Source organism: Pseudomonas sp. FSL R10-1339, from assembly GCF_009600545.1.
GTDB lineage: Bacteria > Pseudomonadota > Gammaproteobacteria > Pseudomonadales > Pseudomonadaceae > Aquipseudomonas > Aquipseudomonas bubulae.
Genome location: NZ_WIVQ01000053.1, coordinates 1 through 24,635 on the forward strand (window position 1 = coordinate 1; position 24,635 = coordinate 24,635).

Annotated in this window: 23 protein-coding genes and 1 pseudogene; 17 read left to right on the top strand and 7 right to left on the bottom strand. The window is 58.1% G+C overall.

Annotated features, from left to right (window positions below; translation table 11 throughout):
• The 4 genes and pseudogenes from GHO03_RS15540 to GHO03_RS15555 form a co-directional block, all read left to right on the top strand.
• Positions 1–455, top strand: a pseudogene (locus tag GHO03_RS15540) (hypothetical protein); the annotation flags it as partial.
• 1,586 nt (positions 456–2,041) lie between these two features.
• Complete coding sequence (locus GHO03_RS15545) at positions 2,042–2,245, top strand: helix-turn-helix domain-containing protein (protein ID WP_095025407.1); 204 nt, start codon at positions 2,042–2,044, stop codon at positions 2,243–2,245.
• 719 nt (positions 2,246–2,964) lie between these two features.
• A complete protein-coding gene (locus GHO03_RS15550; protein ID WP_153380455.1) occupies positions 2,965–4,017 on the top strand; it encodes a DMT family transporter in 1,053 nt (350 codons plus the stop codon).
• Between the two features lie 46 nt (positions 4,018–4,063).
• Entirely contained in the window at positions 4,064–4,660 is a 597-nt protein-coding gene (locus GHO03_RS15555) for a DedA family protein (RefSeq protein WP_153400156.1), read from the top strand.
• Here the strand turns inward: GHO03_RS15555 and GHO03_RS15560 are convergent.
• The 3 genes from GHO03_RS15560 to GHO03_RS15570 form a co-directional block, all read right to left on the bottom strand.
• Positions 4,647–5,369, bottom strand: coding sequence for an anti-sigma factor domain-containing protein (locus GHO03_RS15560; protein WP_153380459.1), 723 nt, complete (start codon positions 5,367–5,369; stop codon positions 4,647–4,649). The two genes, GHO03_RS15555 and GHO03_RS15560, sit on opposite strands and share 14 nt — an antisense overlap.
• Positions 5,366–5,932, bottom strand: coding sequence for a sigma-70 family RNA polymerase sigma factor (locus GHO03_RS15565; RefSeq protein WP_095018709.1), 567 nt, complete (start codon positions 5,930–5,932; stop codon positions 5,366–5,368). The genes GHO03_RS15560 and GHO03_RS15565 overlap by 4 nt, the downstream gene beginning before the upstream one ends.
• 77 nt (positions 5,933–6,009) lie before the next feature.
• Positions 6,010–6,549 (bottom strand): DUF3455 domain-containing protein, encoded by a 540-nt coding sequence (locus GHO03_RS15570; RefSeq protein WP_095025410.1) that lies wholly within the window; start codon positions 6,547–6,549, stop codon positions 6,010–6,012.
• 226 nt (positions 6,550–6,775) lie between these two features.
• On the opposite strand from GHO03_RS15570, the gene GHO03_RS15575 reads away from it, so the two are divergent.
• Entirely contained in the window at positions 6,776–7,312 is a 537-nt protein-coding gene (locus tag GHO03_RS15575) for a DUF4174 domain-containing protein (RefSeq protein WP_095003323.1), read from the top strand.
• 227 nt (positions 7,313–7,539) lie between these two features.
• Positions 7,540–8,151: a LysE family translocator gene (locus tag GHO03_RS15580; protein WP_095020704.1), complete on the top strand. Its 612-nt coding sequence runs from the start codon at positions 7,540–7,542 to the stop codon at positions 8,149–8,151.
• Here GHO03_RS15580 and punR read toward each other — a convergent pair.
• The gene (gene punR, locus GHO03_RS15585) at positions 8,087–9,046 is read right to left on the bottom strand and encodes a DNA-binding transcriptional activator PunR (protein ID WP_095020703.1); all 960 of its coding nucleotides are present in this window, start codon (positions 9,044–9,046) and stop codon (positions 8,087–8,089) included. The two genes, GHO03_RS15580 and punR, sit on opposite strands and share 65 nt — an antisense overlap.
• 119 nt (positions 9,047–9,165) lie before the next feature.
• Here punR and punC point away from each other — a divergent pair, with 119 nt between their 5' ends.
• The 8 genes from punC (at position 9,166) to GHO03_RS15625 (ending at position 19,502) form a co-directional block, all read left to right on the top strand.
• Entirely contained in the window at positions 9,166–10,347 is a 1,182-nt protein-coding gene (gene punC / locus GHO03_RS15590; protein ID WP_095026752.1) for a purine nucleoside transporter PunC, read from the top strand.
• Positions 10,348–10,607: 260 nt separating this feature from the next.
• Positions 10,608–11,585 (top strand): YCF48-related protein, encoded by a 978-nt coding sequence (locus GHO03_RS15595; protein ID WP_153400157.1) that lies wholly within the window; start codon positions 10,608–10,610, stop codon positions 11,583–11,585.
• Entirely contained in the window at positions 11,582–14,008 is a 2,427-nt protein-coding gene (locus tag GHO03_RS15600; protein ID WP_372241752.1) for an RND family transporter, read from the top strand. Before GHO03_RS15595 ends, GHO03_RS15600 begins: the two co-directional genes overlap by 4 nt.
• Positions 14,009–14,163: 155 nt before the next feature.
• Positions 14,164–15,408, top strand: coding sequence for a helix-turn-helix transcriptional regulator (locus tag GHO03_RS15605; RefSeq protein WP_372241754.1), 1,245 nt, complete (start codon positions 14,164–14,166; stop codon positions 15,406–15,408).
• Positions 15,409–15,497: 89 nt separating this feature from the next.
• Positions 15,498–16,265, top strand: coding sequence for an SDR family oxidoreductase (locus tag GHO03_RS15610; RefSeq protein WP_153380463.1), 768 nt, complete (start codon positions 15,498–15,500; stop codon positions 16,263–16,265).
• 16 nt (positions 16,266–16,281) lie between these two features.
• Positions 16,282–17,115 (top strand): SDR family NAD(P)-dependent oxidoreductase, encoded by an 834-nt coding sequence (locus tag GHO03_RS15615; protein ID WP_153380465.1) that lies wholly within the window; start codon positions 16,282–16,284, stop codon positions 17,113–17,115.
• Positions 17,116–17,323: 208 nt separating this feature from the next.
• Positions 17,324–18,361, top strand: coding sequence for a Rieske 2Fe-2S domain-containing protein (locus GHO03_RS15620; RefSeq protein WP_095003331.1), 1,038 nt, complete (start codon positions 17,324–17,326; stop codon positions 18,359–18,361).
• Between the two features lie 127 nt (positions 18,362–18,488).
• Positions 18,489–19,502, top strand: coding sequence for an AraC family transcriptional regulator (locus tag GHO03_RS15625; protein ID WP_095018694.1), 1,014 nt, complete (start codon positions 18,489–18,491; stop codon positions 19,500–19,502).
• Positions 19,503–19,635: 133 nt separating this feature from the next.
• Here GHO03_RS15625 and GHO03_RS15630 read toward each other — a convergent pair whose 3' ends face one another.
• Complete coding sequence (locus tag GHO03_RS15630; RefSeq protein WP_095003333.1) at positions 19,636–20,412, bottom strand: IclR family transcriptional regulator; 777 nt, start codon at positions 20,410–20,412, stop codon at positions 19,636–19,638.
• Between the two features lie 171 nt (positions 20,413–20,583).
• On the opposite strand from GHO03_RS15630, the gene GHO03_RS15635 reads away from it, so the two are divergent.
• From GHO03_RS15635 to GHO03_RS15645, 3 genes are read left to right on the top strand one after another with little or no spacing between them, the layout of a single operon-like run.
• Positions 20,584–21,345 carry an ABC transporter substrate-binding protein gene (locus GHO03_RS15635; RefSeq protein ID WP_095018695.1) on the top strand — a complete coding sequence of 254 codons (762 nt, stop codon included), beginning with the start codon at positions 20,584–20,586 and terminating at the stop codon, positions 21,343–21,345.
• A gap of 59 nt (positions 21,346–21,404) precedes the next feature.
• On the top strand, positions 21,405–22,061 hold the full coding sequence (locus GHO03_RS15640) for an amino acid ABC transporter permease (protein WP_153400159.1): 657 nt from the start codon (positions 21,405–21,407) through the stop codon (positions 22,059–22,061).
• Positions 22,058–23,350 carry an FAD-binding oxidoreductase gene (locus tag GHO03_RS15645; protein WP_153400160.1) on the top strand — a complete coding sequence of 431 codons (1,293 nt, stop codon included), beginning with the start codon at positions 22,058–22,060 and terminating at the stop codon, positions 23,348–23,350. The genes GHO03_RS15640 and GHO03_RS15645 overlap by 4 nt, the downstream gene beginning before the upstream one ends.
• A 44-nt stretch (positions 23,351–23,394) precedes the next feature.
• On the opposite strand, the gene GHO03_RS15650 is transcribed toward GHO03_RS15645, so the two are convergent.
• On the bottom strand, positions 23,395–23,616 hold the full coding sequence (locus GHO03_RS15650) for a YgdI/YgdR family lipoprotein (RefSeq protein WP_095003337.1): 222 nt from the start codon (positions 23,614–23,616) through the stop codon (positions 23,395–23,397).
• Positions 23,617–23,804: 188 nt separating this feature from the next.
• Positions 23,805–24,479, bottom strand: coding sequence for a histidine phosphatase family protein (locus GHO03_RS15655; protein ID WP_153400161.1), 675 nt, complete (start codon positions 24,477–24,479; stop codon positions 23,805–23,807).
• Positions 24,480–24,635 lie beyond the last annotated feature (156 nt).

A 24,635-nucleotide genomic window follows, 5' to 3' on the forward strand; every position in this document is an offset into this window, starting at 1 on the left:
TCGCTGGTTGCTCATGGCACCTCCTAATGGGCCTCATTTTAAGGCTTGGAGGTGTCTACGAAACTAGGGGCGATTCAGTACTTCACAAGAACGTAGATGAAATTATCTACTGCTTTGAACGAAGTGATGTCCGCGTCGTGGTGATTGAGGATTTGGATCGTTTCGGAACTCAGGAAATATTTTTTCGCTTGCGCGAGATCAACTTCACAATCCGCCACTCACCCCAAATAACTCGACCTGTTCACTTCATTTACGCTATTCGTGACGAGCTGTTCACCGTCACCGATAAGACGAAATTTTTTGATCTGATCATCCCTGTGATCCCTGTCGTCAATTCTGAAAACTCAAGGGAGAAGCTTCAAGAGCTCATGATGACTCGGGCTATTGATGGCAAGAAACTGGGGGCGATTCAACGTCGCCGTACTCTGGATATTGGGGCCTGTCATAAACTCTAGAAAATTCTTGTAACCGCCCCCCACTACGCCTGTTGCCGGACAAGCATACGCGACATGCATGTAATACGGCAGTAAAGAGATCGCGATAGCGGGTAGTAGTGAAATTACGCAGTACAGCGCTTTGACAAACGTTTCGCGAACCTCTGGAGTCACCAGCAGACAGCAATCAAGATCTGGAGTACCGTAATTTTCTCCCGCTATCATTATCATCTCCAGCCCATCGAGGCGGCATTAGTAAGAGCCTACCTCAGATGACGGTATCAAAACGACACAAGGCCCAAGTTGCGAACCGCTTTCGTAACAGCTATCAATTGGCCACAAACGGCGCAAAGCCTAGATTTTTCAGTGGTTTCTAAATATCAAGAAATATATATTTTATTTTTGCCCTTGAATTCTTTTTTTTAAAACGGAGTGTATAGTTATTGAATTCAAAAACAGCTTTCTCCAAACCTCTTAATCAATACTCAACTTTTCAAGCAAAACCCAACTGACATTTGCCCAGTGCTTCTGACATTCAACTTGCTTACAGGCCAATTGGTAGCATGTTAAGAAAATCCAATCAATCTTACCGAAAACCTAAGGAGGCCGCTTTGCTTCAAAAAGTCGTTTATTCGGCCGCAGGACGGCTAGCTTGTCTTTTGAGCCCAAACCAAGCGGCTAAATTTTGGGGATAACCACGTCCAAAATTTGAGAATCGCCATGCCGCCAAAATAAAAACAAAGAAGCGGGATTGAAAAACTCACAGACGAGAAAATTTTGGACAGATTCGACCCCCTCCTTAGGGCGGATCGGCCACTTGGAACGTCAACCAGGAAGCCCTACGAGGTGACAATCCCCCTCCCGCATATCTCTTAAGCGCGCTCAAGAGTAGGCTTATGCAGTTTTTTCTTGATAGGCACCACCTAGCGATGGCTGAGTGTGATTTTATCCCCTACAGGTCTTCGGATTACGCGTTGGTACGGCTTCTGATCCCGGCTCTCCTCACCGCCTGCCCGAGTGTTGCGATGAGTTTTTATACTCCTAAAAGCTCGTAAAGCGTAAGCGTCTGCTCAACACACCTAAGTGGTTAGGCAGGCATTTGCGGATCGAGTTGGCGCTGACGCCATGACTGAGGGCGGCCTGGAACCGTGGCTCCGGGTAGCAGCCCCCCTACACAGCCTAGGTCTTGAAGGGTTTGGGATCAGAGCTTTATTGGCGCATGGAAATCCTAGCGAGATGGGCGATCGCGCCCGCTAAAAATTAGAAAGACACAATCGCCTTTTAGTTCAGGGATTCTGAAGGTGTGTCGCTGGGCACTTACAGATGCAGCAAGGTAGGCAATGTCAACCGTCCTAGCAATTCCAGCTTTTAAAAGGCCATTTGTTGTCACCCCCTAAAAAATCCCCCCCGCCTCAAGCTTAAGTCGAGCCTTAATAGTATAGCCTTCCTGTGCTCACTTCTTAAATTGACGATCTGTCAATAGATAACCTAAATAAATGCGACGGGCGGTCGTTGACCTCTCCGCAAAAAACAATGAGCATGTATTGACACCAGACAGCCCCAGGACGTGCGAAAGGTGAAACCTATTGACTTTAAAGGGTATTTTTATGCGCTTGCCACAAAATAGCGATTACGTCCCGGCTAAAGAAGCTGCCGCAATTCTCGGCCTTTCTCCTGAGACCCTTCGCTTTTGGCGGTACACCGGCAAGTACAAAGACATGCTGCCACCATTTATGCACGTCAGCCGGAAGATCTTTTACAAAAAAGCTGATGTACAGCGATTTTCCGAAATAAGCATGAGCGCCGCCTAACACCAGCCTGGTGTTTTATTCGCGGTAGAAAATAAGGCGCACCGTCTTTGGTTGAGGCGGTGCGCCTTTTCTTTTGCGCGATCACCTCTCCTACCTCATCACCAAAGATCCACTTGGAAGCCGCTTGGGAGCTGCTTGCTTGCCGCTTGCCAATAGAGACTGGCGATCAATCAGGAGCTTCTGTGGCTGGCGGGAGCTTATGTGGGCGGTGCGTAGCTTGCTGGAGATTGGACTTTTGAGCGCTGCGGCTCCCTAATAGCTACCAAGCGCTGAGCTGTATGGACTTGGAAAGTATTTTACAGAGAGGAAATCGCTTCAACAGGCTGATTTAATTGAGGTTTTTTTTGATTTTTGTAACGCGGAGGGATGATAGGGGTTGACCCCCGGGGGATTTTAAGTCCCATGCGTCTACCAATTTCGCCATTCGGGCGGTAGCGCTATAAAGCGGGTCACGAAGGAAGGTGCTTTAACAAAAAAGTACTCAGAGCCTGCGCAACAGGTGGACGAATATATAGAGCCTGCGCTCATGAGGCAAGGTCGATAGTGTCCATTGTGGTACATTTTTTTTCTCCGTGCCTGGGTAAAACCGTCGAAAAATCATAGATATATGCACCACGCCGGGGGTGTCCCTGCTGTGTTGAGGGTATTTGCAGCGCTGCTGCGGCGCGTATTCCCGAGTAGGCTAGGCTGCTTGCACAGCTGGGACATGAGTGGGCGTGATGAATACGAGTGTGATTTACGCATTGGCAGCGGCAGCGCTGTTCGGGGCTAGTACGCCATTGGCCAAGCTGCTGGGTACCGAGGTATCGCCGGTGATGCTGGCCGGGCTGTTGTATCTGGGCAGTGGCCTGGGTTTGCTGTTGGTGCGCTGTGTCCGCGATCGGGGCTGGAAGCCCTCGGGTCTGGGTGCCGGTGAATGGCCCTGGCTGCTCGGCGCAATTGTATTTGGCGGGATCCTGGGCCCCGTGGCGTTGATGTTCGCTTTGACCCTCACCAGCGGGGCGACGGCTTCGTTGATGTTGAATCTTGAACCAGTGCTTACGGCACTGCTGGCCTGGGTGGTGTTCAAGGAAAACGCAGACCGGAGAATCGTGCTGGGGATGCTGGCAATCATTGCCGGCGGCGTTGTGTTGTCCTGGCCATCCGGGGCATCTGCGGCGGTGTCGCTTTCCTGGCTTGGGCCATTGGCGGTGGGGTTTGCCTGTTTCTGTTGGGCGGTCGATAACAATCTGACGCGCAAGGTATCTGCTTCTGATGCGCTGTATATCGCGGGCGCCAAGGGCCTTTTCGCGGGGTTGGTGAACTGTGCGATTGCATTGGCTTTGGGGGCGAAGGTTCCGTCGTTTGGGGTACTGAGCCCGACCCTGCTGATCGGTTTCCTGGGCTACGGTGTCAGTTTGGTGCTGTTTGTCCTGGCATTACGCGGCCTGGGGGCGGCGCGCACCGGGGCGTACTTTTCAACGGCACCTTTTCTGGGGGCGGCAATTGCCATTGTGCTGCTGGGCGAGTCGGTATCGCTGCTGTTCTGGCTGGCTGCTGGCTGCATGATTGTCGGGGTCTGGCTGCATCTGACCGAGCGCCATGAGCATGAGCATTTACATCAGCCGCTGGAGCACTCCCATCGCCATACCCACGATGAACATCACCAGCATGAACATGAGCATGCCGCAGATATTCCTGCGGGCAAGGCTCACAGTCATGCACATCAGCATTCGGTCATCAGCCATAACCATCCGCATTTCCCGGATATCCATCATCGCCACCGGCACTGAGCCATTGCGTTTTAAACCCTGATTTCAATGGAGCTATGGATCGCGCATGTTTGAACATATTGACTTCAATTACCTGCTGGCAACGTATGGTTACCTGGCCATTTTTATCGGCTGTTTGCTCGAAGGTGAAACCATTCTGATCCTCGGGGGGATGGCGGCACACCAGCATGTCCTCAAGCTGTTGCCGGTGATTGGTTATGCCAGCCTGGCGGGGATGCTGGGTGATCAGTTGTTGTTCTGGCTCGGGCGTTATTTCGGTGCTCGCCTGTTGCCCCGCCTGCACAAACAGCAGGCCGCTATTGATCGCGTGACGCAGTTGATTGGCCAGTATCCGACGGTGTCCATTTTTTCGGTGCGGTTTTTGTATGGCATGCGCCTGATCGGGCCCATGGTGATCGGTGCCAGCAAGGTCTCGCCATTGAAGTTTCTCTGCATCAATGCCTTGGGCGCGGCCGTGTGGGCAACGCTGTTTGCCAGTGGCGGCTATTGGGCCGGGGAGTTTCTCGAAGGCGTACTGGGCGACCTTAAGCCCTATCGCTTGCCGATTGCCCTGGGCGTGGTCGCATTGATGGTGGTGGTGGCCGTTGCCCGTCACTACAGGGCGAAAACCAGGGCGAAAACCAAAGCGGTCAAATCACTTTGACAGCCCGGCCGATAAACTGGATCGGCCCTGTCGGCTTGCCTGTTGTCGAACCGTTGGGGCCTTCCAGAGTCAGCTCGAAAAGTTGATTGGGCGACAGCGGCGGCAGGCGATCCAGTGGCAGTGACAGCACTTGTCCCGGCTTGACCAGCCCCAGGGAAACCGGCCCGGCCCAGTCGTCGGCCTTGGTCCAGAACTCCAGGGCCTTGTCGCCGGGCACTTGCGCGACGCCAAGGGGGATCAACTGGATATGTTCACGATCGTTGGCCTGGATGACCCAGCCGGGTGCCTGACTTTGTGGTGCCACCAAAACCACCACATAGGCGGGCGGCGAGATGGCAGGGGTCACGGACCACAATGTCACGCCCAGTGCCAGCGTTGCGGCCAGGCCTGCGGCCGTCAGGCCGCGCCACAATGGCAGAAGGTTCCACCAACCAGTACTGGCCTGTGTTGGCGAGGCTGGGACATTCAGGGCGTTCAGGCTGCGCTCGATTCTCGGCCACAGCCGCTCTGAAGGCTGTTGCGCCGGGGCAAGGTCGTTGAGGGGCAACAGTCGGGATTCCCAGCGATCGACTGCGGCCTGAAGATCAGGCTCATGGGGCAGGCGTTGATCAAGCGCACGCCGTTGTTGCCCATTGAGCGTGCCCAGCACGTATTCGCCCGCCAAGGCATCGAGATCGTCCGGGTCGCTATTGTCAGGTGTAAAAGTCATCCCATGCACTCGCGCAAGGCGCTCAGGCTGCGTTTGATCCAGGCTTTTACGGTGCCCAGAGGGGTGTCCAGTTTGTTTGCAATTTCTGCATGGGTATAGCCGTCAACATAGGCATGCACAATGCAGGAGCGTCGGGCCGGGTCGAGTTGCTCAAGGCAGCCGTATATGCGCTCGCAGCCATCCGGCCATTGCAGTGGGTCCTGCGTCTGGTGGCGCCCGTCGAGAGTGGCCAGAGGTTGCAAGGCCAGTTCGCTGCTTTCGCTGACTTGAATTTCCAGGCGAGTGTCGCGCCTGCAGTTCAGGGCCAGATGCCGGGTCAGGCTGAAAATCCAGCCTCGTGCAGAACCGCGCCCGGGATCGAAGCTGGCGGCGCGCATCCAGATTTTGATAAAAGCGTCATGCACGATGTCCTCAGCCAGTGCGCTGTCGCGGGCAATGCGTTTGGCTACCCCCAGCAAGCGCGCGCTTTCCTGGGCATACAGGGCCACCAGCGCCTGCTGCTCGCCGCGGGCGCAGGCCAGCAGGCAGGCTTCATAGTCAAATAGTGGCTCAGGTAGTGTCACTGTGTTCCGCCGTTGCAGATGGGACATCTCCGGTCATTGCCCGGTCTCCATCGAAGCAGCGTAGACGATGTAACGCATTAGCGGCTGGCCCAGAAAATGTAATCGGCCTGGTATGGCACTACTTGTCGCTGGCCCTTGTTGGCGGCTGTGCAGGCGCTGGCAGGTGCCGCACCGCCCTTGAGTGCCACACGCTGGATGTAACTCACACCGTTCATGGCACCTTTGCCCTCGGCAGGATTGGCCTTGACCAGTTGATAGGGCAGGTTGCCAGCCCCGGCAGGGGCCACTGCGAGCTGGGTGCCGGTGACTCTGGAACCGTCCAGGGCTTGCCAGGTCGCGGGCGGGCCAAAGTAGCTACCAACTTGTTTACCAGTTGTGTCATTGAGCTGAGCTTTTGGGCCTACAAAAAACCACTCCATTTCGCCTGGAGTGCTGGCTTTTTCTTTGCACTCATATGTGATTTCGCCTACACCAACTGTTGTCATTGCCATCTTGTGGCCGTCGGGAACTCTAATGTTTTCGGGCAAATTCGACTGTGCCCAGGCGCCTTGGGCTGCCACCAGCAGCATGGCGGCAAGTGTCAGGCTGGCATGGCTGATCAAAGGTTTTGCGTTCATGTTCCGATCTCCTGATGGGATAACAGCACGCTGCTGTTACGGGTACTACCCGCAGCAGGAGGATTTGGATGCAGTTGCAAAAAATAAACTTGAAAGGCAAAGTCCGGGAACCCGGTTGCGTGACGGATCCCTTGGCCTAAGCTTTGGAATACAGGCTCAACGCCAAGGGTTTCAAGGCATTGGCAGCACGTTCGCGAAGCCGGTCCGATAATAAAAGGAGATCTGGATGTTTATCCGTTTATTGATCCTTGCTTCTGTGCTGGTTGCAGGCACGGTGCAGGCCGTTGAAGTTCCAAGCCCGCTTGAACAGGATCGCGGCAAGTTTCGCCCGCTGGTAGTGGTCGCCCGTGCAGATGCCGACCCAACCCTGGTCAACCTCAAAAAAGCCCTTGAAGATCCGGCCAACAAGCAGGCTTTTGACCAGCGCAATATGGTGCTCTATACGATTGTGGGCATTACAGGCAAACGCGATGGCAAGGACCTTGAACCCCAGAGCACCATGTCGCTGATTCGCGGGCTCAAGCCGGGGATGATTATCGACAAGGCCAAAGTGATCCTGATCGGCAAGGATGGGGAAAAGAAAGTCGAGACAGTGGGGGATGTTGACCTAGCCGAGCTGTTTAAAACCATCGATGCCTTGCCCGCTGCCGAAAAGGAAACCCAGGCCCCGGTTGCGGTGGAGACGCCGGCCAAGGGCGCAGCCGCTGGCAAATCGACAAAGCCCGCCAAGCCGGCAAAAGCGGCTCAGCCCCTGGATGACTGAACACCAGCCAAAAAAAGGCCCGCTGGGGGAAGCGGGCCTAAATGGGATTCACTAAAGGAGTGGATCCAATCTAGGCGCAGCGATGTGAAAGTGATGTGAAAATTGCGCAGTCAAATCATTTGATCGGACAAATGTGTGTGGTCAAAATAATGGCCATCTGTAGCGCAATTCCGGCTCGGTAATCCGATAGTGTGAACACACCGCTCACCAGACTGCCGGATAACAAGATGCCGTTTTCCCTCGAACTGATTTCTGCCTTCGCACTCTTTGCCTTTGTGTCGTCCATCACCCCCGGCCCCAACAACACCATGCTGCTCGCATCGGGGGTCAACTTCGGCTTCAGGCGCACCATCCCCCATGCTCTGGGCATCAGCTTCGGCTTTATGTTCCTGGTGCTTGCGGTTGGATTGGGGTTGGGGGGTGTATTCAAGGCCGTGCCCATGGCCTACACCGTTTTGCGTTATCTGGGGGCGGCGTACTTGCTGTATCTGGCGTGGAAAGTCGCCACTTCGGGGCCGGTGTCCGAGTCGGGTGCGGCCCAGGGCAGGCCACTGGGCTTCTGGGGCGCGGCGGCGTTTCAATGGGTCAATCCCAAGGCCTGGGTGATGGCCATTGGTGCAATCACCACCTACACGCCGTCCCAGGGTTACATCGCCAACGTGTTTGTCATCGCGCTGGTCTTCGCCATCATCAACTTGCCCAGTGTCTGCGTGTGGGCCGGTTGCGGCAGTGCGTTGCGCAATGTGCTGACCCGGCCCAAGTGGCTGCTGGCATTCAACCTGACGATGGCGATTCTGCTGGTGGTGTCGCTGTATCCGATTCTGTTTGATGTTCATTGAGCCATTCCTGGCTCAGGGTGGCGGTGTCACCCAGGTACTCCAATAGCCAGCTCATGGCCGGGGAATGGTTGTTCTGTGCCCAGGCAATGCACGAAGGGCTGGCCGGAAAGGGCCGCTGCAGGCTCAGCGCAAGCAGTTGGCCCTGGTCGATCAGTGGCTGGGCCAGATGGGCGGGCACCATGCCGACACACAGACCGTCGCTCAAACAGGCCAGCCCCGAAGCCCAGTCGGGCACCATCATGCGGCGCTGGTTATCCAGGGTCCAGGTGTCGCGTTTGGGCAGGCTGCGTGAAGTGTCATCCATGCACAGTGCAGGGTAGGGGCGCAGGTGCTCATCACCCAGCAATCCGCCAATGGACGCCAGCGGATGCCGCGGGCTGGCGACGCACAGCCAGTGCAGAAAACCCATGTCGCGAAAGGCAAAGCTCCCCGCCACGGGCACTGCACGGGTGGCTCCGATAACCAGATCGGTACGGCCGTCTACCAAGGCATCCCACACACCGTTGTACACCTCGTATTGAACAATCAGTTCCACGTCGGGGAAATGCCGGTAGAAGTCGATGACCATCTGCTGGCAGCGCGGTTTTTTGATGATTGAATCCACGGCCACCCGCAACTGGCCGCTCCAGCCATTGGCAACCTGCTGGCAAAGGCGGCGGGTGCCGAGCATTTTTTTCATGACGTCGCGGGCTTCTTTGACAAACATCCGCCCGGCAGGCGTGAGTTCCACATCCCGGTGACGACGTACAAACAGCGGTACCGCCAGCCATTGCTCCAGTTGGCGCACGGTGTAGCTGACGGCGGAGGGAACGCGGTGCAGTTCCTGGGCTGCGCCACTGAAACTGCCGTGGCGGGCGACTGCATCAATTACATCCAGGGAGTATTCAGACCACATGGGTTTGCCTTCAAAAAATTCGATGCCAGTTGGCAATTATTATCGCTTCACAAGCAAATCCTCAGCTGGATAATGCGCGGCAGTCAACAAATTGTTTGATGGCAAGTTTTTGGGTGCACATGAAAAACACTTTTGGTTTTACCTGTTATCTCGCCGGGCTGAGCATGCTGGGCTACCTGGCAATGGATATGTACTTACCGGCATTTGGCACGTTGCGCAGTGAACTGGGGCTTTCAGCCGGTGCGGTGGGTGCGAGCCTGAGCATCTTTCTGGCCGGGTTCGCGATCGGCCAGTTGCTCTGGGGGCCGTTATCGGACCGCCTGGGGCGCAAACCGGTGTTGTTGGCGGGGTTGTCGCTGTTTGCCCTGGGGTGCGCGGGCATGTTCTGGGTGCAGGACAGTGTGCTGCTGTTGAGCCTGCGGTTTATTCAGGCCATCGGCATTTGCGCGGCGGCAGTAACCTGGCAGGCGCTGGTCATCGACCGATATCCGCCTGACCAGGCCAACCGCGTGTTTGCCGGGATCATGCCGCTGATGGGACTGTCACCGGCACTGGCTCCTTTGCTGGGGGCCGTGGTACTGAGTCACCTGGGCTGGCAAGCGATTTTTGCGGTATTGCTGGGCCTGGCGGTGTTACTGATCGTACCCACGTTGCTGCTCAAGGAAAAACCCCGTGTGGCGCCAAAGGCAGTTAAAACCGGGGTGAGCTATTGGCACCTGCTGTGCACGGCTAAATTCAGTGGCAACGTCATGATCTTCGCCGCATGTTCGGCCAGCTTTTTCGCCTGGTTGACGGCCTCACCCTTTATTTTGGGCGATATGGGTTATAGCCCAAGCGATATCGGTTTGAGCTACGCGCTGCCTACTGTGGCATTTATGGTGGGTGGTTACAGCTGTCGCAGCGCGTTGCAGCGGATCAGTGGGCGGGCGTTGTTACCCTGGTTGCTGGTGGCTTACTGCGCAAGCATGGTCGGGCTGTATGGGGTTGCGACCCAGACCGTGCCGACGCTGACCACCTTGCTGATCCCGTTTTGTTTGATGGCGCTGGTTAACGGTGCGAGTTATCCGATTGTTGTCGCGAGCGCACTGATGCCATTTTCGGAGAACTCAGGCAAGGCGGCGGGTTTGCAAAATACATTGCAGCTTGGGTTGTGCTTTTTGGGCAGCCTGCTGGTGTCGACCTTTATCAGCCAGCCGCTGCAAATCACGGTTGAAGTAATGCTGGCTACGGCGCCGCTGGCGGTGCTGGGGTATTTTATTCAGCGACGCAAGGTGAAGGCGCAGGCATTAGTGGCGTCTTGAGGGCAGGTCGCCCCGGTGATTTCAGCTCAACGAAAGCGCCGGATATCTATCCGGCGCGTCAGTCAAACCCGGCTATACGCTTGCACCCCCCATTCCAGCTAGGCCATTTGGACGATGTGCCTGTGACTCACCAGTCCGATTATCGAAGGAAGGTTCTGGACGCCTCGCCGAGGAGGCAGCCAGAGCATCCACGATAATAAAAAGAGGACTGGCTGCATGAACTCTGCCCAGCAACTGAATCGTGCAGCGAGGCATCGACCATGCGCTCAATAATTGGCTATCTGGTTTGCCTGATCGTCGCTGTCACCATCGCGTTTACCTTCTCTCCACGTCATGCCTCCGATGTCGCTTCGGCCCAGTTGCGGCCCGATCGTCTGCAAATCAACGGTATGTTGTATCTGGATAAGCGGGTGGTGGCCGTCGGCGAGCGCGGCAATATTTTGCTCAGCGACGATCAGGGGGGCTCGTGGCAGCCAGCGACGGTCAAGCCGCAGCGTGATCTGACCCTTACCGCACTGGTGGCGCTGCCGGATAAAAGCCTGCTGGCGGTCGGCCATGATGGCTGGATTGTGCGCTCCGAAGATGAAGGCGCCAACTGGTCAGAGGTGCGCTTCGACGGCGAAATCGCCGAGCCTTTGCTGGGCATCTGGAGTGCCGGCGGCAATCGTGTCCTGGCGTTCGGCAGTTTCGGCAAATTTTACCAGTCCGGGGATGACGGCCGCACCTGGCAAGCCCAGCCGCTGGAGGTGGATAGCGCTCACCTCAATGGCATGGATGGCGGAACAGACGGTCGCCGCATGGTGGTCGGCGAGCAAGGGCTGGTGCTGCGCAGCGACGATGCCGGGCACAGCTGGCACAAGCTCGAGCCGTTCTATAACGGCTCGCTGTTTGGTGTGGTACGCCTGAGCCCCGATCGTTGGGTGACCTATGGCATGCGCGGCCATGTGTTTGTCAGCCAGGACTTCGGCCAGACCTGGGAACCGGTAAAAGTCGGCAATCAATTGCCGCTCTACGGCCATGTCCTATTGCCCAACGACGGTGGCCTGCTGATTGTCGGTGCTGGCAGCTCGGTAGTACGCCTGGACGGCAAGGGTGAACTGGTCAGCGCTACGCGCTTGCCGGGGCTGGGTACTTTGACTTCGGCGGTAATGGTGGGCTCACGGCTGCTGGTAGGCGGCGAGCGCGGTGTGTTCCAGGTGACTGATGGCGGTGTTGCTGCCCTTGGAGGTGCCCGGTGAGCAGTGAAAACAGTGTTGTAAATCGCACGGTCGAGCGTATTGCCGACTTGCTGATCGTCTGGCGCAAGAGCCTGTTGGCGCTGTTTGTATTATTGACCCTGGCCCTGGGTTACAGCGCCACACACACGCAACTGGACCCGGGCTTTAACAAGCAGATCCCGGTGCGCAATGCCTTTATGGTCAACTTTCTCAACTTCAGCCAGTACTTCACGGGGGCCAACCGTTTTCTGGTCAGTGTGAAGTGGAAAGGCGAAGGCGATATCTATAACCGCCAGTACCTGGAAACCCTGCGCAAAGTCACGGATGACGTGTTTTTTATCAATGGTGTGAGCCGCGCCAGTGTGACGTCGCTGTTCACCGCCAATGTGCGCTATATCGAAATCACCGAGGACGGTTTTTTCGGCGATGTGGTGATGCCACCGCGCTTTACCGGCACGGCCGAAGACTTGTCCCAGGCCCGCAACAACGTCGCCCGCTCCGGACAGGTCGGGCGTCTGGTGGCCAATGATCTGACCTCGTCGATGGTGCGCGCCGACCTGCAGGACATGGACCCGCAAACCGGCAAATCGGTGTCCTATGCCGAGGTGGCCCAGCGGCTGGAAGATATCCGTGCCAAGTACAGCAATGATGATATCGAGATCAACATCGTCGGCTTCGCCAAGCTGGTGGGGGACGTGGTTGAAGGCCTGACGACGGTCATCGGCTTTTTTGTGATTGCCTTTGTCATCACCGCGTTGATGCTGTGGGTGTATTCACGCTCATGGCGCCTCACGGTGGTTGCGCTGGCCGTGGCGCTGCTGCCGGTGGTCTGGCTGTTGGGGTTGCTGCCGTTGCTGGGGCTGGGGATCGATCCGATGTCGATTCTGGTGCCGTTTCTGATCTTCTCGATCGGCGTGTCCCATGCGGTGCAAATGACCAATGCCTGGAAACAGGATGTACTGGCGGGCAGCTCTGCGGTGCAGGCTGCGCACGGCGCTTTTTGCAAGATCTTCATCCCGGGTTCGCTGGCGTTGCTGATGAACGCCCTGGGTTTCGGCGTCATCATGCTGATCGACATTCCCATCGTGCATGAACTGGGCGTGACCGCATGCATCGGGGTGATGCTGATGATCATCACCAACAAGCTGATGCTGCCGATCATCCTGTCGTATCTCAAGCTTGAGCCGGGGGCGATGGCCCAAGGGCTCAAGGTGCAGGGCAAGCACGCGCTGTGGTGGCGGCTGTCGGCGCTGGCCGAGCCAAAACCGGCGCTGGCGGTGTTTGTGGTCAGCCTGCTGCTGCTCGGTGTCGGTGCCTGGAAGGCCCGGGATCTGGCAGTGGGCGATATCGGCGTGGGTGCGCCGGAGCTGCGCGCCGATTCGCGCTACAACCAGGACAACCAGAAGATCATCAACAGTTATTCGATTGGCCTGGATGTGATGTCGGTGTTCGTGCAGGTCAAGGGCATCGAAGAAGGTTGCCTGGCGCCGCAAGTGATGCGCGCCATTGAATCATTCGACTTCCAGATCCGCAGCGTGGCGGGTGTGCAGTCAGTGCAGAGCGTGGCAGGCATGGGTAAAGCCGTGATTGCCGGCAATAACGAAGGCAACCCGTGCTGGTCGGCGATCCCCGGTTCCGAGCGCGGCCTGAGCCAGGGCTCTCGCGCTTACATGCCGGACGACGGCCTGGTGACCGAAGGCTGCCAGCGCATGCAGATCCTGGTGTTCCTCACCGATCACGAAGGGTCGACCGTGAGCCATGTAGTGGACGAAACCCAACGCATCATCGGCGGCTTGCAAGGGCCAAACGTGGAGTTTCTGCTGGCCGGTGGCAACGTGGGGGTGATGGCGGCGTCCAACGAAGCGGTCAAGCAGGCCGAGGTGGTGATGCTCGCGGCGCTGTTCGGTTCGGTGGCGCTGTTCTGCTGGCTGACCTTTGGTTCATTGCGCGCGGTGCTGTGCATTCTGGTGCCGCTGGCCATCGTCGCGATCCTGTGCAACGCCCTGATGGCGACCCTGGGCATCGGCCTGAAAGTCGCGACCTTGCCAGTGATGGCACTGGGCGTGGGGGTGGGAGTCGATTACGGGATCTATCTGTACGAGCGGATTGCCCATGAAATGGCTGACGGCAAGGATCTGCGCACGGCGTTCTACCAGGCCATGTGCCAACGGGGTACGGCGGCGGTGTTTACGGCGCTGACCATGTCCATCGGCGTGTGTACCTGGGCCTTTGCTCCCCTGAAGTTCCAGGCTGATATGGGTGTACTGCTGTCCTTCATGTTTCTCGTCAACGTGCTCGGCGCAATCTTTTTGCTACCGGCGCTGGCGGCCTGGTTCAATTTGGCACGACCGTTGGTCAAGGTCAAAACCCGCCCGGCGCAAGCGACCGCCGGGCATTATCCGCTCAAGCCGAGCGTTGCTGCGAAGGACTCTTCAAACCGCTGAAGCAGACAGCTTGCCGGGCTTGTATGACGGCAGGCATACAGACACACTGAGTCGCTTTTGCACAGCTTTACGGATGTGGTGCAAAGGTTAGCCGCTAGTCATAAGAACAATAAAAAGGGCCGGTCATGAACCTGGCCCGAAGCGAGGATAAGTCCGTGGATACAGTGACCTTGAATCACCAGACCCTGGCCGGTCTGGGGCTTGAACTGGCCGATTACGATCAGATGGTCGGCAGCTTTTATGACGGTGCCCTGGACCCCAAAATAATGGGTCGTACCTTGTGTACCGTGCGTGGCATGTTCCGGGCCAACTACGCCACCCTGATCCTGCGAGTGCCCGATCAGCCCGATCTGGGCTTGATGATCGTTGCCGGAGATATCGAAGGCGAGGGCGAGCTGACCTATCAAACCTATCCGCAAACCAATACCCCCTTTGTCGGGCAGGCGCTGGACCAGGTATTTACCGTCGAAGACCTGATGAGCGAGAGCGAGTGGGTGCAGTCGGCCTATTTCAAGGCCTACTGCGGTCCGCAGAATGTCTATCACGTGATGGGCGCCGACATTTCCACGCCCGATGGCGGCAAGCTGCGGTTTCGCATCACCCGGCCAAAGTCTTCCCCGGCTTTCTCCAGTGCCGAGCGTGCCCTGTGCAGCAGTTTTCTGCCGCATTTGCGCCGCGCCCTGCATCTGCACAACCTGCTCGATCGCAGCGAGTCCATGAGCGAGTTGTACGCCCAGGCCATCAGCCGCCTGTCGGTGGCGACCATCGTGCTCGACGAAACCGGCAAGGTTCTGCGCCTCAACCCGGTGGCCGAAGAAATCCTCAAGAACGCTGATGGTCTCAAGCTGGTGGGCGGCAGGCTGGAAGCCACTTACCCCAGCGACAACCGCGAGCTGCAACGCCTGGTCAAGCACGCTTTCAGCCAGGAAGTGCGTGAGGGCGGGGCGACAGCCGATGCGATGTCCGTGACCCGGCCTTCGGGTCAGGTCAGCCTGGGGCTGGTGGTCGAGGCCATTCCGTCGCTGGAGTGGGCCGAAGGCAAGAGCAAGCCGGCGGCAGTGATCTATATCCGCGACTCGGTAGGCAAATCGCTGGCCAGTGAAGTGGTGACCAAACAACTGTTCAACCTGACCAAGGCCGAGACGGCGCTGGCGATGGAACTGGCCAACGGCTTGTCCCTGGAGGAAGCGGCGGAAAACCTGAATATCCGGCGCAACACCGCGCGGGCGCATTTGCGTTCGATCTTCTCCAAGACCGGTGTGCGCCGCCAGACCGAGCTGGTGAGGATTTTGCTGAACAGCGTGGTCGCGTTGGGAAAGCCCAAGTGCGCCTTGCGAGCGGCTGAGTCCGTGGTGGTGCCGGCGCCACAACTGGAGCGTCCGGTTCGTAAAAGCGCTTAAGGATTTATGCCCGCCGGCGAGGGTGTTTGCGCCACCGCCGGTTTTTCGTCAGCCAGGCCGCCTGCGCCTGCATCATCAAGGAAAGTCTTATGCCAGTTACTGCTGTCAGCGGTTCCGCTTCCGGGATCGGCGCCGCCGTGTGCGCGCAATTACGAGCTGCGGGCCACCGGATAATCGGAATTGACCGTGGCAATGCCGAAGTGGTCGCTGACCTTTCGACCCGTGCCGGGCGCCAGGCGGCAGTGGCGCAGGTGCTTGAGCAATGCGGCGGGGTGCTCGACGGGCTGGTGTGCTGCGCCGGGATCGGGGTGACCGCACCTTCCAGCGGCATCGTGCTGGCGGTTAACTACTTTGGCGTCAGTGAACTGCTTGATGGCCTGGCCGATGCGCTGGCCAAGGGGGAGAACCCGGCTGCACTGGTGATCGGTTCAGTGGCGGCCACCCATTCGGGTGCCGAGCAGGAACCAATGGTTGCCGCGATGCTCGCCGGTGACGAGGCGAAGGCGTTGGAACTGGCCAATGCCCTGGGTCAGACGCACCTGGCCTATGCCGGTTCCAAGTATGCGGTGACCTGTGCCGCGCGGCGCAAGGCGGTGCAATGGGCCCCGCAAGGTATCCGTTTGAACGTGGTTGCACCGGGCGCGGTGGAAACCCCGCTGCATCAGGCGGCCAAGGACGATGCGCGGTTTGGCAAGGCCGTACGTGAGTTTGTCGCACCACTGGGGCGCTCGGGCACTCCTGAAGAACTGGCCCGGGTTGTGGCTTTTGTGCAATCGACGCAGGCCAGTTTCATGACCGGCAGCGTAGTGTTTGTCGACGGCGGCATGGACGCAATGGTGCGTACACAGCGTTTCTGACCGCTAAGGGGCTTTTATGAACAAAGTGGCATTTATTACCGGCGCCAGTCGCGGCATTGGTCGTGCAACCGCGCTGGCCTTTGCCCGTGCAGGTTTTGATCTGGCCATCAGTGCGCGCAGCCTGGACGAAGGTCAAAGCCATGCCCACGGTTTGCGCAACCCGGATGGTACGCCGCTGCCCGGCAGTTTGAGTGCCACCGCAGCGGCAATCCGTGAGCTGGGACGCAAGGCGCTGGTGGTGCCCATGGACCTGCTCGACAGTGAGTCGGTACTGGCCGCCAGCCAGGCTGTGTTTACCGAATATGGTCGGGTGGATGTTCTGGTCAACAATGCCATCTACCAGGGCAGCGACCTGAATGTACCGTTTATGCAGTTGCAGCCCGAGACCCTGGAGCGAGTCTTTCAGGGCTATGTGATGACACCGTTCTTGCTGACCCGGGCGGTGGTCAGCCAGATGCTCGAGCAGGGCGGCGGTGTGGTGATCAACGTCACCTCCGGTGCTGGAGAAACCGATCCGCCGGTGGCAGCGGGCAAGGGCGGCTGGGGTTACGCCTATGGTGCGGGCAAGGCGGCAGTGTCGAGGCTGTCGGGCATATTGTCGGTGGAACTGGGGGAGCAGGGGATTCGTGCCTACACCCTCAACCCGGGTGTGGTGACCACTGACGCATTGCGCGCCACCATTGGTGACAAAGGCGTCATTGCCCTGCGTGCAGGCTCTGCGCCGCCAGAGGTACCAGCAGCGGTGATGCTGTGGCTGGCCACCCATGAAGGGGCGGTTGATCACCAGCGCAAGACCATCCACTGCCAGCCGTTTGCCCGTGAACACGGGATTGTCGAGGATTGGCGCTAAGCGCTCCCTCACCCTGACCCTCTCCCATGGGGAGAGGGGACTGACCGCACGCGGCCCAAAGATCACCGCAAACCAGCTCCCTCTCCCTGCGGGAGAGGGTTGGGGTGAGGGCAGCCCCTCTAGTCCATCTGAACGATGAGCCCACCCCGAACCTCGGTGAAGATCATCGGGTAAAGCGCCCTGGCCCTTAACCTGAGGAATAATAAAAATGACTAAACTCGCACACATCCACGTCGAGAATGCTTTGTCGCCCCGCTATGGTCGCGGCTGGCATTGCCTGGGCGAGGCAGACGAGTACCGTGATGGCAAGCTGCATACCCTGAATGTGTTCGGCTCGCGACTGCTGGCATTTGCCACGTCAAAGGGCGAGATCAGTGTGCTCGACGCCCATTGCCCGCATATGGGCGCCGACCTGTCCCAGGGCACTATCGAGAATGACCGTGTGGTCTGCCCCTTTCACCACTGGCAGTACGAAGCCAGCGGCAAGTGTGTCGAGATCCCTTACTGCAAGCGCATTCCGCCCAAGGCCAAAACCCGTGCCTGGCAGACCTGCGAGGTCAACAATCTGCTGTTTGTGTGGAACAACCCTGAAGGCAAACCGCCCGCCGAAGATGTGGTGATCCCCCATCTACCGGAGCTGGACAGCGATGAGTGGCTGCACAGCTGGCATATGGACAAGCTGATCATCGACACCAACCCGCGCGAGCTGGTCGACAACCTGGTGGACGCCCAGCATTTCGGTCCGGTACATGGCACGCCGACCAAGTATTTCCACAATGTGTTCGAGGGGCATATCGCTCAGCAAATCTTCCATGGCGACTCCGAGCGGCTGGGCGGTGACCTGGTGGCCGAGTCGGCCTATTACGGCCCCGCGACGCACCTGACACGCATGAGCGCGGTGTTTGAAGGGCTGGAAATAAAGTCCATCCTGCTCAATTGCCACGTGCCGATCGGCCCCAACAGCTTTGAACTGCGTTTTGGCTGCATGGTAAAAAAAGTGCCGGGCTGGACCCATGAACAGAACGAAGCGCTGGCCGTGGATTATGTGCAGCGTAACCGCGACTCGTTCTATCAGGACGTTGATATCTGGACGCACAAGGTGCGCATCAACAACCCGGTGCTGGCCGAGGGCGATGGCCCGGTCTATCAGCTACGCGAGTGGTACCAGCAGTTTTTCACCGACGAAGAGGGCGTGCCGGCAAGCATGGCCGAGCGTCGTGAAATCACCACGGTGGATAACCGCTGATTGATTGCCTGAGCCACGGGCAGTGCCGCTGGCGCTGCCCGTCCAGCGGCAAGTTACTGCTGGCTTTTTGATCCGTGCTGCTTAAGATGGCCGTCATCGATACGTCATCGGGCATGGAACAGGGCCAATGCTGAACAAGGACACCATCTCCATTCATCTGGTGCGTGAGGCGCTGCTGCAAAGCTGTGCGCCGGGCAGTGCCACCGATGAAGTGCTGCACAAGGTCGGCATCGCGCGTGAGTTGCTTGACCAGCCGGATGCCCGTGTACCGGCCATGGTCTATGCGCGGATGTGGCGGTTGCTGGCGCGGCGCCTGGACGACGAATTTTTTGGCATGGACCCGCGCAAGTTGCGGGCCGGCAGCCTGGAGTTCATGTGCCGCTCGGCCATGGCGCAGCCAACCCTGGCCCGGGGGCTGGAGGTGGTACTGGGGTTTCTGTCGTTGATGCTGGAGCGTTTGCCTGCACGCCTGGTGCGTCAGCAAAGCGTGGCCGAGATTGTCCTGCACGAGCCTGAGCAACAGGCCAGCCGTGGTTTTACCTACTTTGCCTACTGGATGATCGTGCACGGTGTGGCCTGCTGGCTGGCCGGGCGTAGGATTCCGATTCTGGCCATTGAGCTGCGTTGTGCTGCGCCCGATTACTGCGAAGACTACGAAGTGATGTTCTCCGAGAACCTGCGTTTTGAGCGGCCACGCACGCGGATGATTTTTGCCGCTGATTGCCTGGATGCACCGATCAAGCGCAGCGATCAGGAGTTGAAACGGTTTTTGGCCGAAGCACCGGCCAATATTCTGGTCAAGTACCGCGACCCGCAAAGCCTGGCCAGTCAGATAAAACAGAATCTGCGCCAGTTGCCGGCCGTGCAGTGGCCCGAGACCCAGGGCATGGCGCAGAGTCTGTGCATGTCGGCATCGACCTTGCGCCGTCGCCTGGCGGACGAAGGGCAAACCTTTCAGGGGCTCAAGGACAGCGTGCGCAAGGAGCTGGCAATCGGCTGGCTGGCCGAGCCTGAGCACAGCTATGCCGACATTGCCCAGCGCCTGGGCTTTGCCGATACCAGCTCATTCTACAAGGCCTTTCGCAAATGGTCGGGGACCAACCCCGGGCATTACCGCGGGTTGATTTTGGGCGCGGTTTGAAAACCATTGGCGCCTCTGACTCTTCTGTCCCCTGAAGAGACTCTGTTGCCGATCAAGCCTTTTTGTGGGAGCGAGCCTGCTCGCGAACGACCTTCGCGAGCAGGCTCGCTCCCACAGTCGTCGTATATACGGGCTACAGCGTCCTGATCGAGTTGCTGATCCCGCGGGCGCACTGAATCACTGTAGAGGCCAGTTTTTCTTCGGCTTCTTCCATGCTCCAGCGGCTGCTGGGCACCACCACATGCACCGCCGCGACCGGCAGGCCGTTACTGTTGAAAATCGGCGCGGCAATGGTCATGTCACCCAGAAACATCTCTTCCTTGTTGGTGGCATAGCCCTGTTTGCGGCTGATCTGCACCCGTTCAAATATGGCGTCGGCATCGGTAATTGTATGGCGTGTCAGTTCGATCAGCTGGCTGTCTTGCAGCACACCACGGATTTCATCATCTGCCAGGCCACTCAGGTAAGCACGCCCGCCACCTGTGCAGTACATCGGGATACGGCTGCCGATAGGCATATGGATCGGGATAAATTTCGGTGCGACGAAACGTGACACGTAAACCATGTCCAGTCCGTCGGGCTCGGTCAGGTTGACCGTCTCGCCGGTGATCTGGTTGAGCTCGGCCAAGTAGGGGTTTGCCACATCTACCAATATATCGGCGGCCAGATAGTTGTAGCCGATCTCCATAACTTTGGGCGTTAACTGGAAGCGCCGGCTTTGCGGGTGTTTGCGTACATACCCGAGTTCCTCAAGGGTATGCACCATGCGTTGGGCCGAGCTTTTGCTGATGCCTGCCACCAACGCTATATCTGCCAGGGTCATGGTGCGCCGCGCCGCGCCGAAACCGCGAAGTACGGCCAGGCCCTTTTCCAGTGACTGGTTGAAAAGAGGGTTGTTGTTATCGCTCATGGCGCATCCTTGGCTTGTTTCAGGCCTATAAGTATCGATATGCGATACTTATAAATCTCTTTACGATTTAAGTAAATTGGTTATAGTCGATGGCGGCATTTTGCACCAGAGGCTGCAGGGGTTGTTGAGTGCCGTATCGCAACAATAAAAGCGACCACAGGGAGATTCGCTATGCACAAACCTTTTCAAGTGCTGACGCTGGTATGCGCAATGGCTGCCGGGTTGATTGGATCAGCCAGCGCTGTTGCAGAGCCTGTCTATAAGGTCGGGGCGACAGCAACGGGCATCCCGTTCACCTTCCTCGATATCAAGAGCGGGAAAATCCAGGGCATGATGGTCGATGCGGCCGAGGCGGTGGGCAAGGCTGGCGGGTTCGACACCGAGATCCAGCAAACCACCTTTGCGGCTCTGATCCCTTCGTTGACCACCAACAAGATCGACCTGATTTCCGCCGCCATGCTCAAAACCCCAGAGCGTGAAAAGGTTGTGCAGTATTCCGATCCGATTTTCAGCTACGGCGAAGGCCTGATCGTCAAATCTGACGACCCTAAAGAATACAAAACCATGGATGACCTGGCCGGTGAAGTGGTCGGCGCCCAGGTTGGTACGGTCTTTCTCGATGCGCTGAACAAACACGGCGGCTTCAAGGAAGTGCGCAGCTACGACTCCATTCCTGACCTGATGCGGGACCTCAAGCTGGGCCGTATCAAGGCGGCATTCGGTGATCGCCCGATCATCGCCTACCAGTTGGCCCAGGGTAAAAACCCGGACGTAAAACTGTCGAGCACCTATGTGCCGGTGGTGATGGGCGACGTATGCCTGGTGATGCGCCAGGGCGATGCCGAGAAGCTGGCGCAGGTCAACAAGGGCATTGCCGCCATCAAGGCCGACGGCTCGCTGCAACGCATCATCGAGAAGTGGCAACTGAACTGATGATCCTGTGGCCCCCGTGTTGCGGCGGGTCACTTCTTGTAGCGGTGCGCAGGTAGTTTATGTTTCTCCAGGACGCGTTGGACTTTCTTCCAATTCTGCTCAAAGGCGCAGTAGTCACTGTGCAGGTCACTGCAGGTTCGTTCCTGCTCAGTTCAGTGATTGGCTTGCTGTTTGCGCTGATGATGGTTTCCAAGATTCGCACCATCGCCTTGTTCGCCATCGGCGTGGTCAATGTGATTCGCGGGCTGCCGATCATCGTGCAGCTGTTTTATATCTATTTTGTGTTGCCCGACTTCGGTATCCAGCTCAGCGCCATGCAGGCGGGCGTGATCGGTTTGGGCATTGCCTATTCAGCCTATCAGGCCGAGAACTTTCGGGCGGGGATCCAGGCCATCGACCTGGGCCAGATCGAAGCCGCCGAGTCGTTTGGCATGCGCGGTCTGCTGATCATGCGCCGGATTGTGCTGCCCCAGGCATTTCGCATTGCCTTGCCGCCCTATGGCAACACGCTGGTGATGATGCTCAAGGACTCCTCGCTGGTGTCGACCATCACCGTGGCGGAAATGACCCGCCAAGGGCAACTGATTGCGTCTTCGACCTTTGAAAACATGACGGTCTACACCCTGGTTGCGTTGCTCTATCTGTCGATGAGCTTGCCGCTGTCCTATGGCTTGCGTCGTCTGGAAGGCCGCTTTGCGCTGCGGAGTCGTACATGAAAGCACCCTCGAAATTGATCTTGCCACCTTCCCTCTGGTCCGCTACGGCGCGCCCCGCGGCTCTGACCCAGGCACTGGCGGAAAACAAGCGGGTGGACGTGGCGATTGTCGGTGCCGGGTACACCGGGCTGGTGACTGCACTGCGCCTGGCAGAGTCGGGTGTCAGTGTCTGTGTGCTGGATGCGGGTGAGCCGGGTTGGGGCGCTTCGGGGCGCAACGGCGGGCAGGTCATCCCCGGCCTCAAATACGACCCCGATCAGTTGCTTGAGCGTTTTGGCGCTGAACGTGGCGAGAAAATTATCGAAGCCTGCGGCGGTGCCGCAGATGAAGTGTTTTCGCTGATTCGCGAATATGGCATTGCGTGTGATGCCACGCGCAAGGGTTGGATTCAACCGGCCTTTTCCAGCGCGACGATGAAGACTCTGGAGCTTCGTGCCCGCCAGTGGCAACAGCGCGGTGTAGCCGCCGAGTTGCTGGACAGTGACAGCGTATGCCAGCGCATCGGCACGCACAATTACGTGGGTGGCTGGGTTGACCCGCGGGCTGGCAGCTTGCACCCGCTTAACTATGCTCGCGGCCTGGCCAGGTCGGCACTGGGGCGTGGCGTGATGATTCACAGCGATAGCCAGGTGACGGACTTGCGCCGCATCGGCACGCAGTGGCAACTGACCACCGCACAAGGTCATAGCGTGACGGCCGAGCGTGTGGTGCTGGCTACCAATGGCTATACCGATGGCTTGTGGCCAGGGCTGCGGCAAACCGTGCTGGCGGCCAACAGTTTCCTGATTGCCACCCGACCACTGTCGCCGGAGCTGCGCAAAACCATTTTGCCGGGCGGGGAAGTGTGCTCCGATGCGCGGCGCCTGCTGCTGTACTTCAAGCAGGATGCCCAGGGGCGTGTACTGCTGGGTGGGCGCGGGCCGTTTGCCGAACCGCGGCGTGCCGAAGACTGGGCACACCTTGAACGCTCATTGATCAGCGTGTTTCCGCAGTTGGCAGGCGTGGCGATCGAATACCGCTGGAGCGGGCGTGTGGCGCTCAATCATAGTGTGTTGCCACAGTTGCATGAGCCGCAGCCAGGCCTGTCGATCCTGATGGGCTACAACGGCCGCGGCATTGCGATGGCGACAACCTTGGGCAAGCATCTGGCGGCGCGAGTTTCGGGGGCCAGCAATGACTTCCCGTTCCCTGTCACGCCGATGCGCAGAATTCCCTTCCACAGCTTGCAGCGCCTGTATGTGGCGGCGGGTATCAGCTACTACCGGTTGCTGGATGCCCTGAACGGGTAAAAGCAGGGGCAAGCGTCAACAGCCTTGGCGCTTGCCGCTGATCTTCAATCCGCCTTGATCGTTGATACATCCTCGGCCCTGACCTTTATGTGCTTGCCTGCTATATCGACGAACTCATAGAAGCCGTCCTTGTTGGTGGTAGTGGGCAGGTCCTTGGTCAGGTATTGCGTGCCGTTTTGCAGGGTCACAACGCTCGGGGTCGCGCAGCCTGCCAGTCCCAGCAAGGCCACTATCAGCAGGGGTAAACCGGTAACCTTGATCTTCATGCATGTACCTTGAGCTGTTCGCAAGTTGGAGATGGGTCGCGCCGGGTTTGTTCGAGCAGCCAGCGCTGGAAAGTCAGTGTGGCATCTGACAGCGTTTTTTGCCGAGAGTGCGCCGGATGATCGGCATTTGTGCTGAAAAATTCAACCGCGCCGCCACCGCGCCGTGATCCCGGTGCGGATGGATCAGATCAGGTCGGGCACGCCCTGGAGCCATTGTTGAGGTCCTGTTTGTCGACGCGACTGAGCAGGCTGGCCTTGCCGTCTTTCCAGGTCAGGGTCAACACATACAACGAGTCAAAGTCGCCACCGGACCAGTCTTCGGTGAACGAGGTCTTCTTGCCCAGCGCCTGACTGGCGACACTGTTGATCAGTTCCGGCAAGTAGCCATGGGACCAGGCGGTGTAGATCGTTGAGCTGTGATACTGGTCGTCGGTCAGCTCTTTGGCCAGTTGGCGGGTATCGTTGGCCGAATACTCCAGATTGATCGGCAAGCCCAGTTTGATGGCGCTCGGGTTGATGGTCATCAACGGCCGTACGTAGCTGTAGGCATCATCATTGGCGCCTTCTTCAACCTGGCGCGAAGGGTTGGCTGCAAACACGTAGTCAGCCTTGCCATAGCGCTGAGGCAACAGGGTGGCCAGGTCAATCGCGCGGTTCAGTCCCTGGCAGGTGAGCTGGCCGAGGCCATCGGCGGGTTTTTCCGCATGGCGCAAAAACACCAGGGTTTGCACACCGTCTACCGGCTGGGCAAAGACGTCATCCGCATGTACCGCCAGCGCAACAGCGCCGGCAATCAGTAACAGCGGGATAGCCGCCAATGCATAGGGCTTGAGTCGAGGTTTAATCCAAACAGACTGGGTCATGGGATTCTTCTGCATACATCTGTTAAGGCTGACTGGCCTGGCACAGTGGGCATGGCAGCCCCTGTGTTGATCCTTGTCATTACTGCAAACCTGAGCCTCTTATCCTTGGCAGAAGCGTTTATTAGATGCCTTTTTCACAATTGGTTCGATTTTACC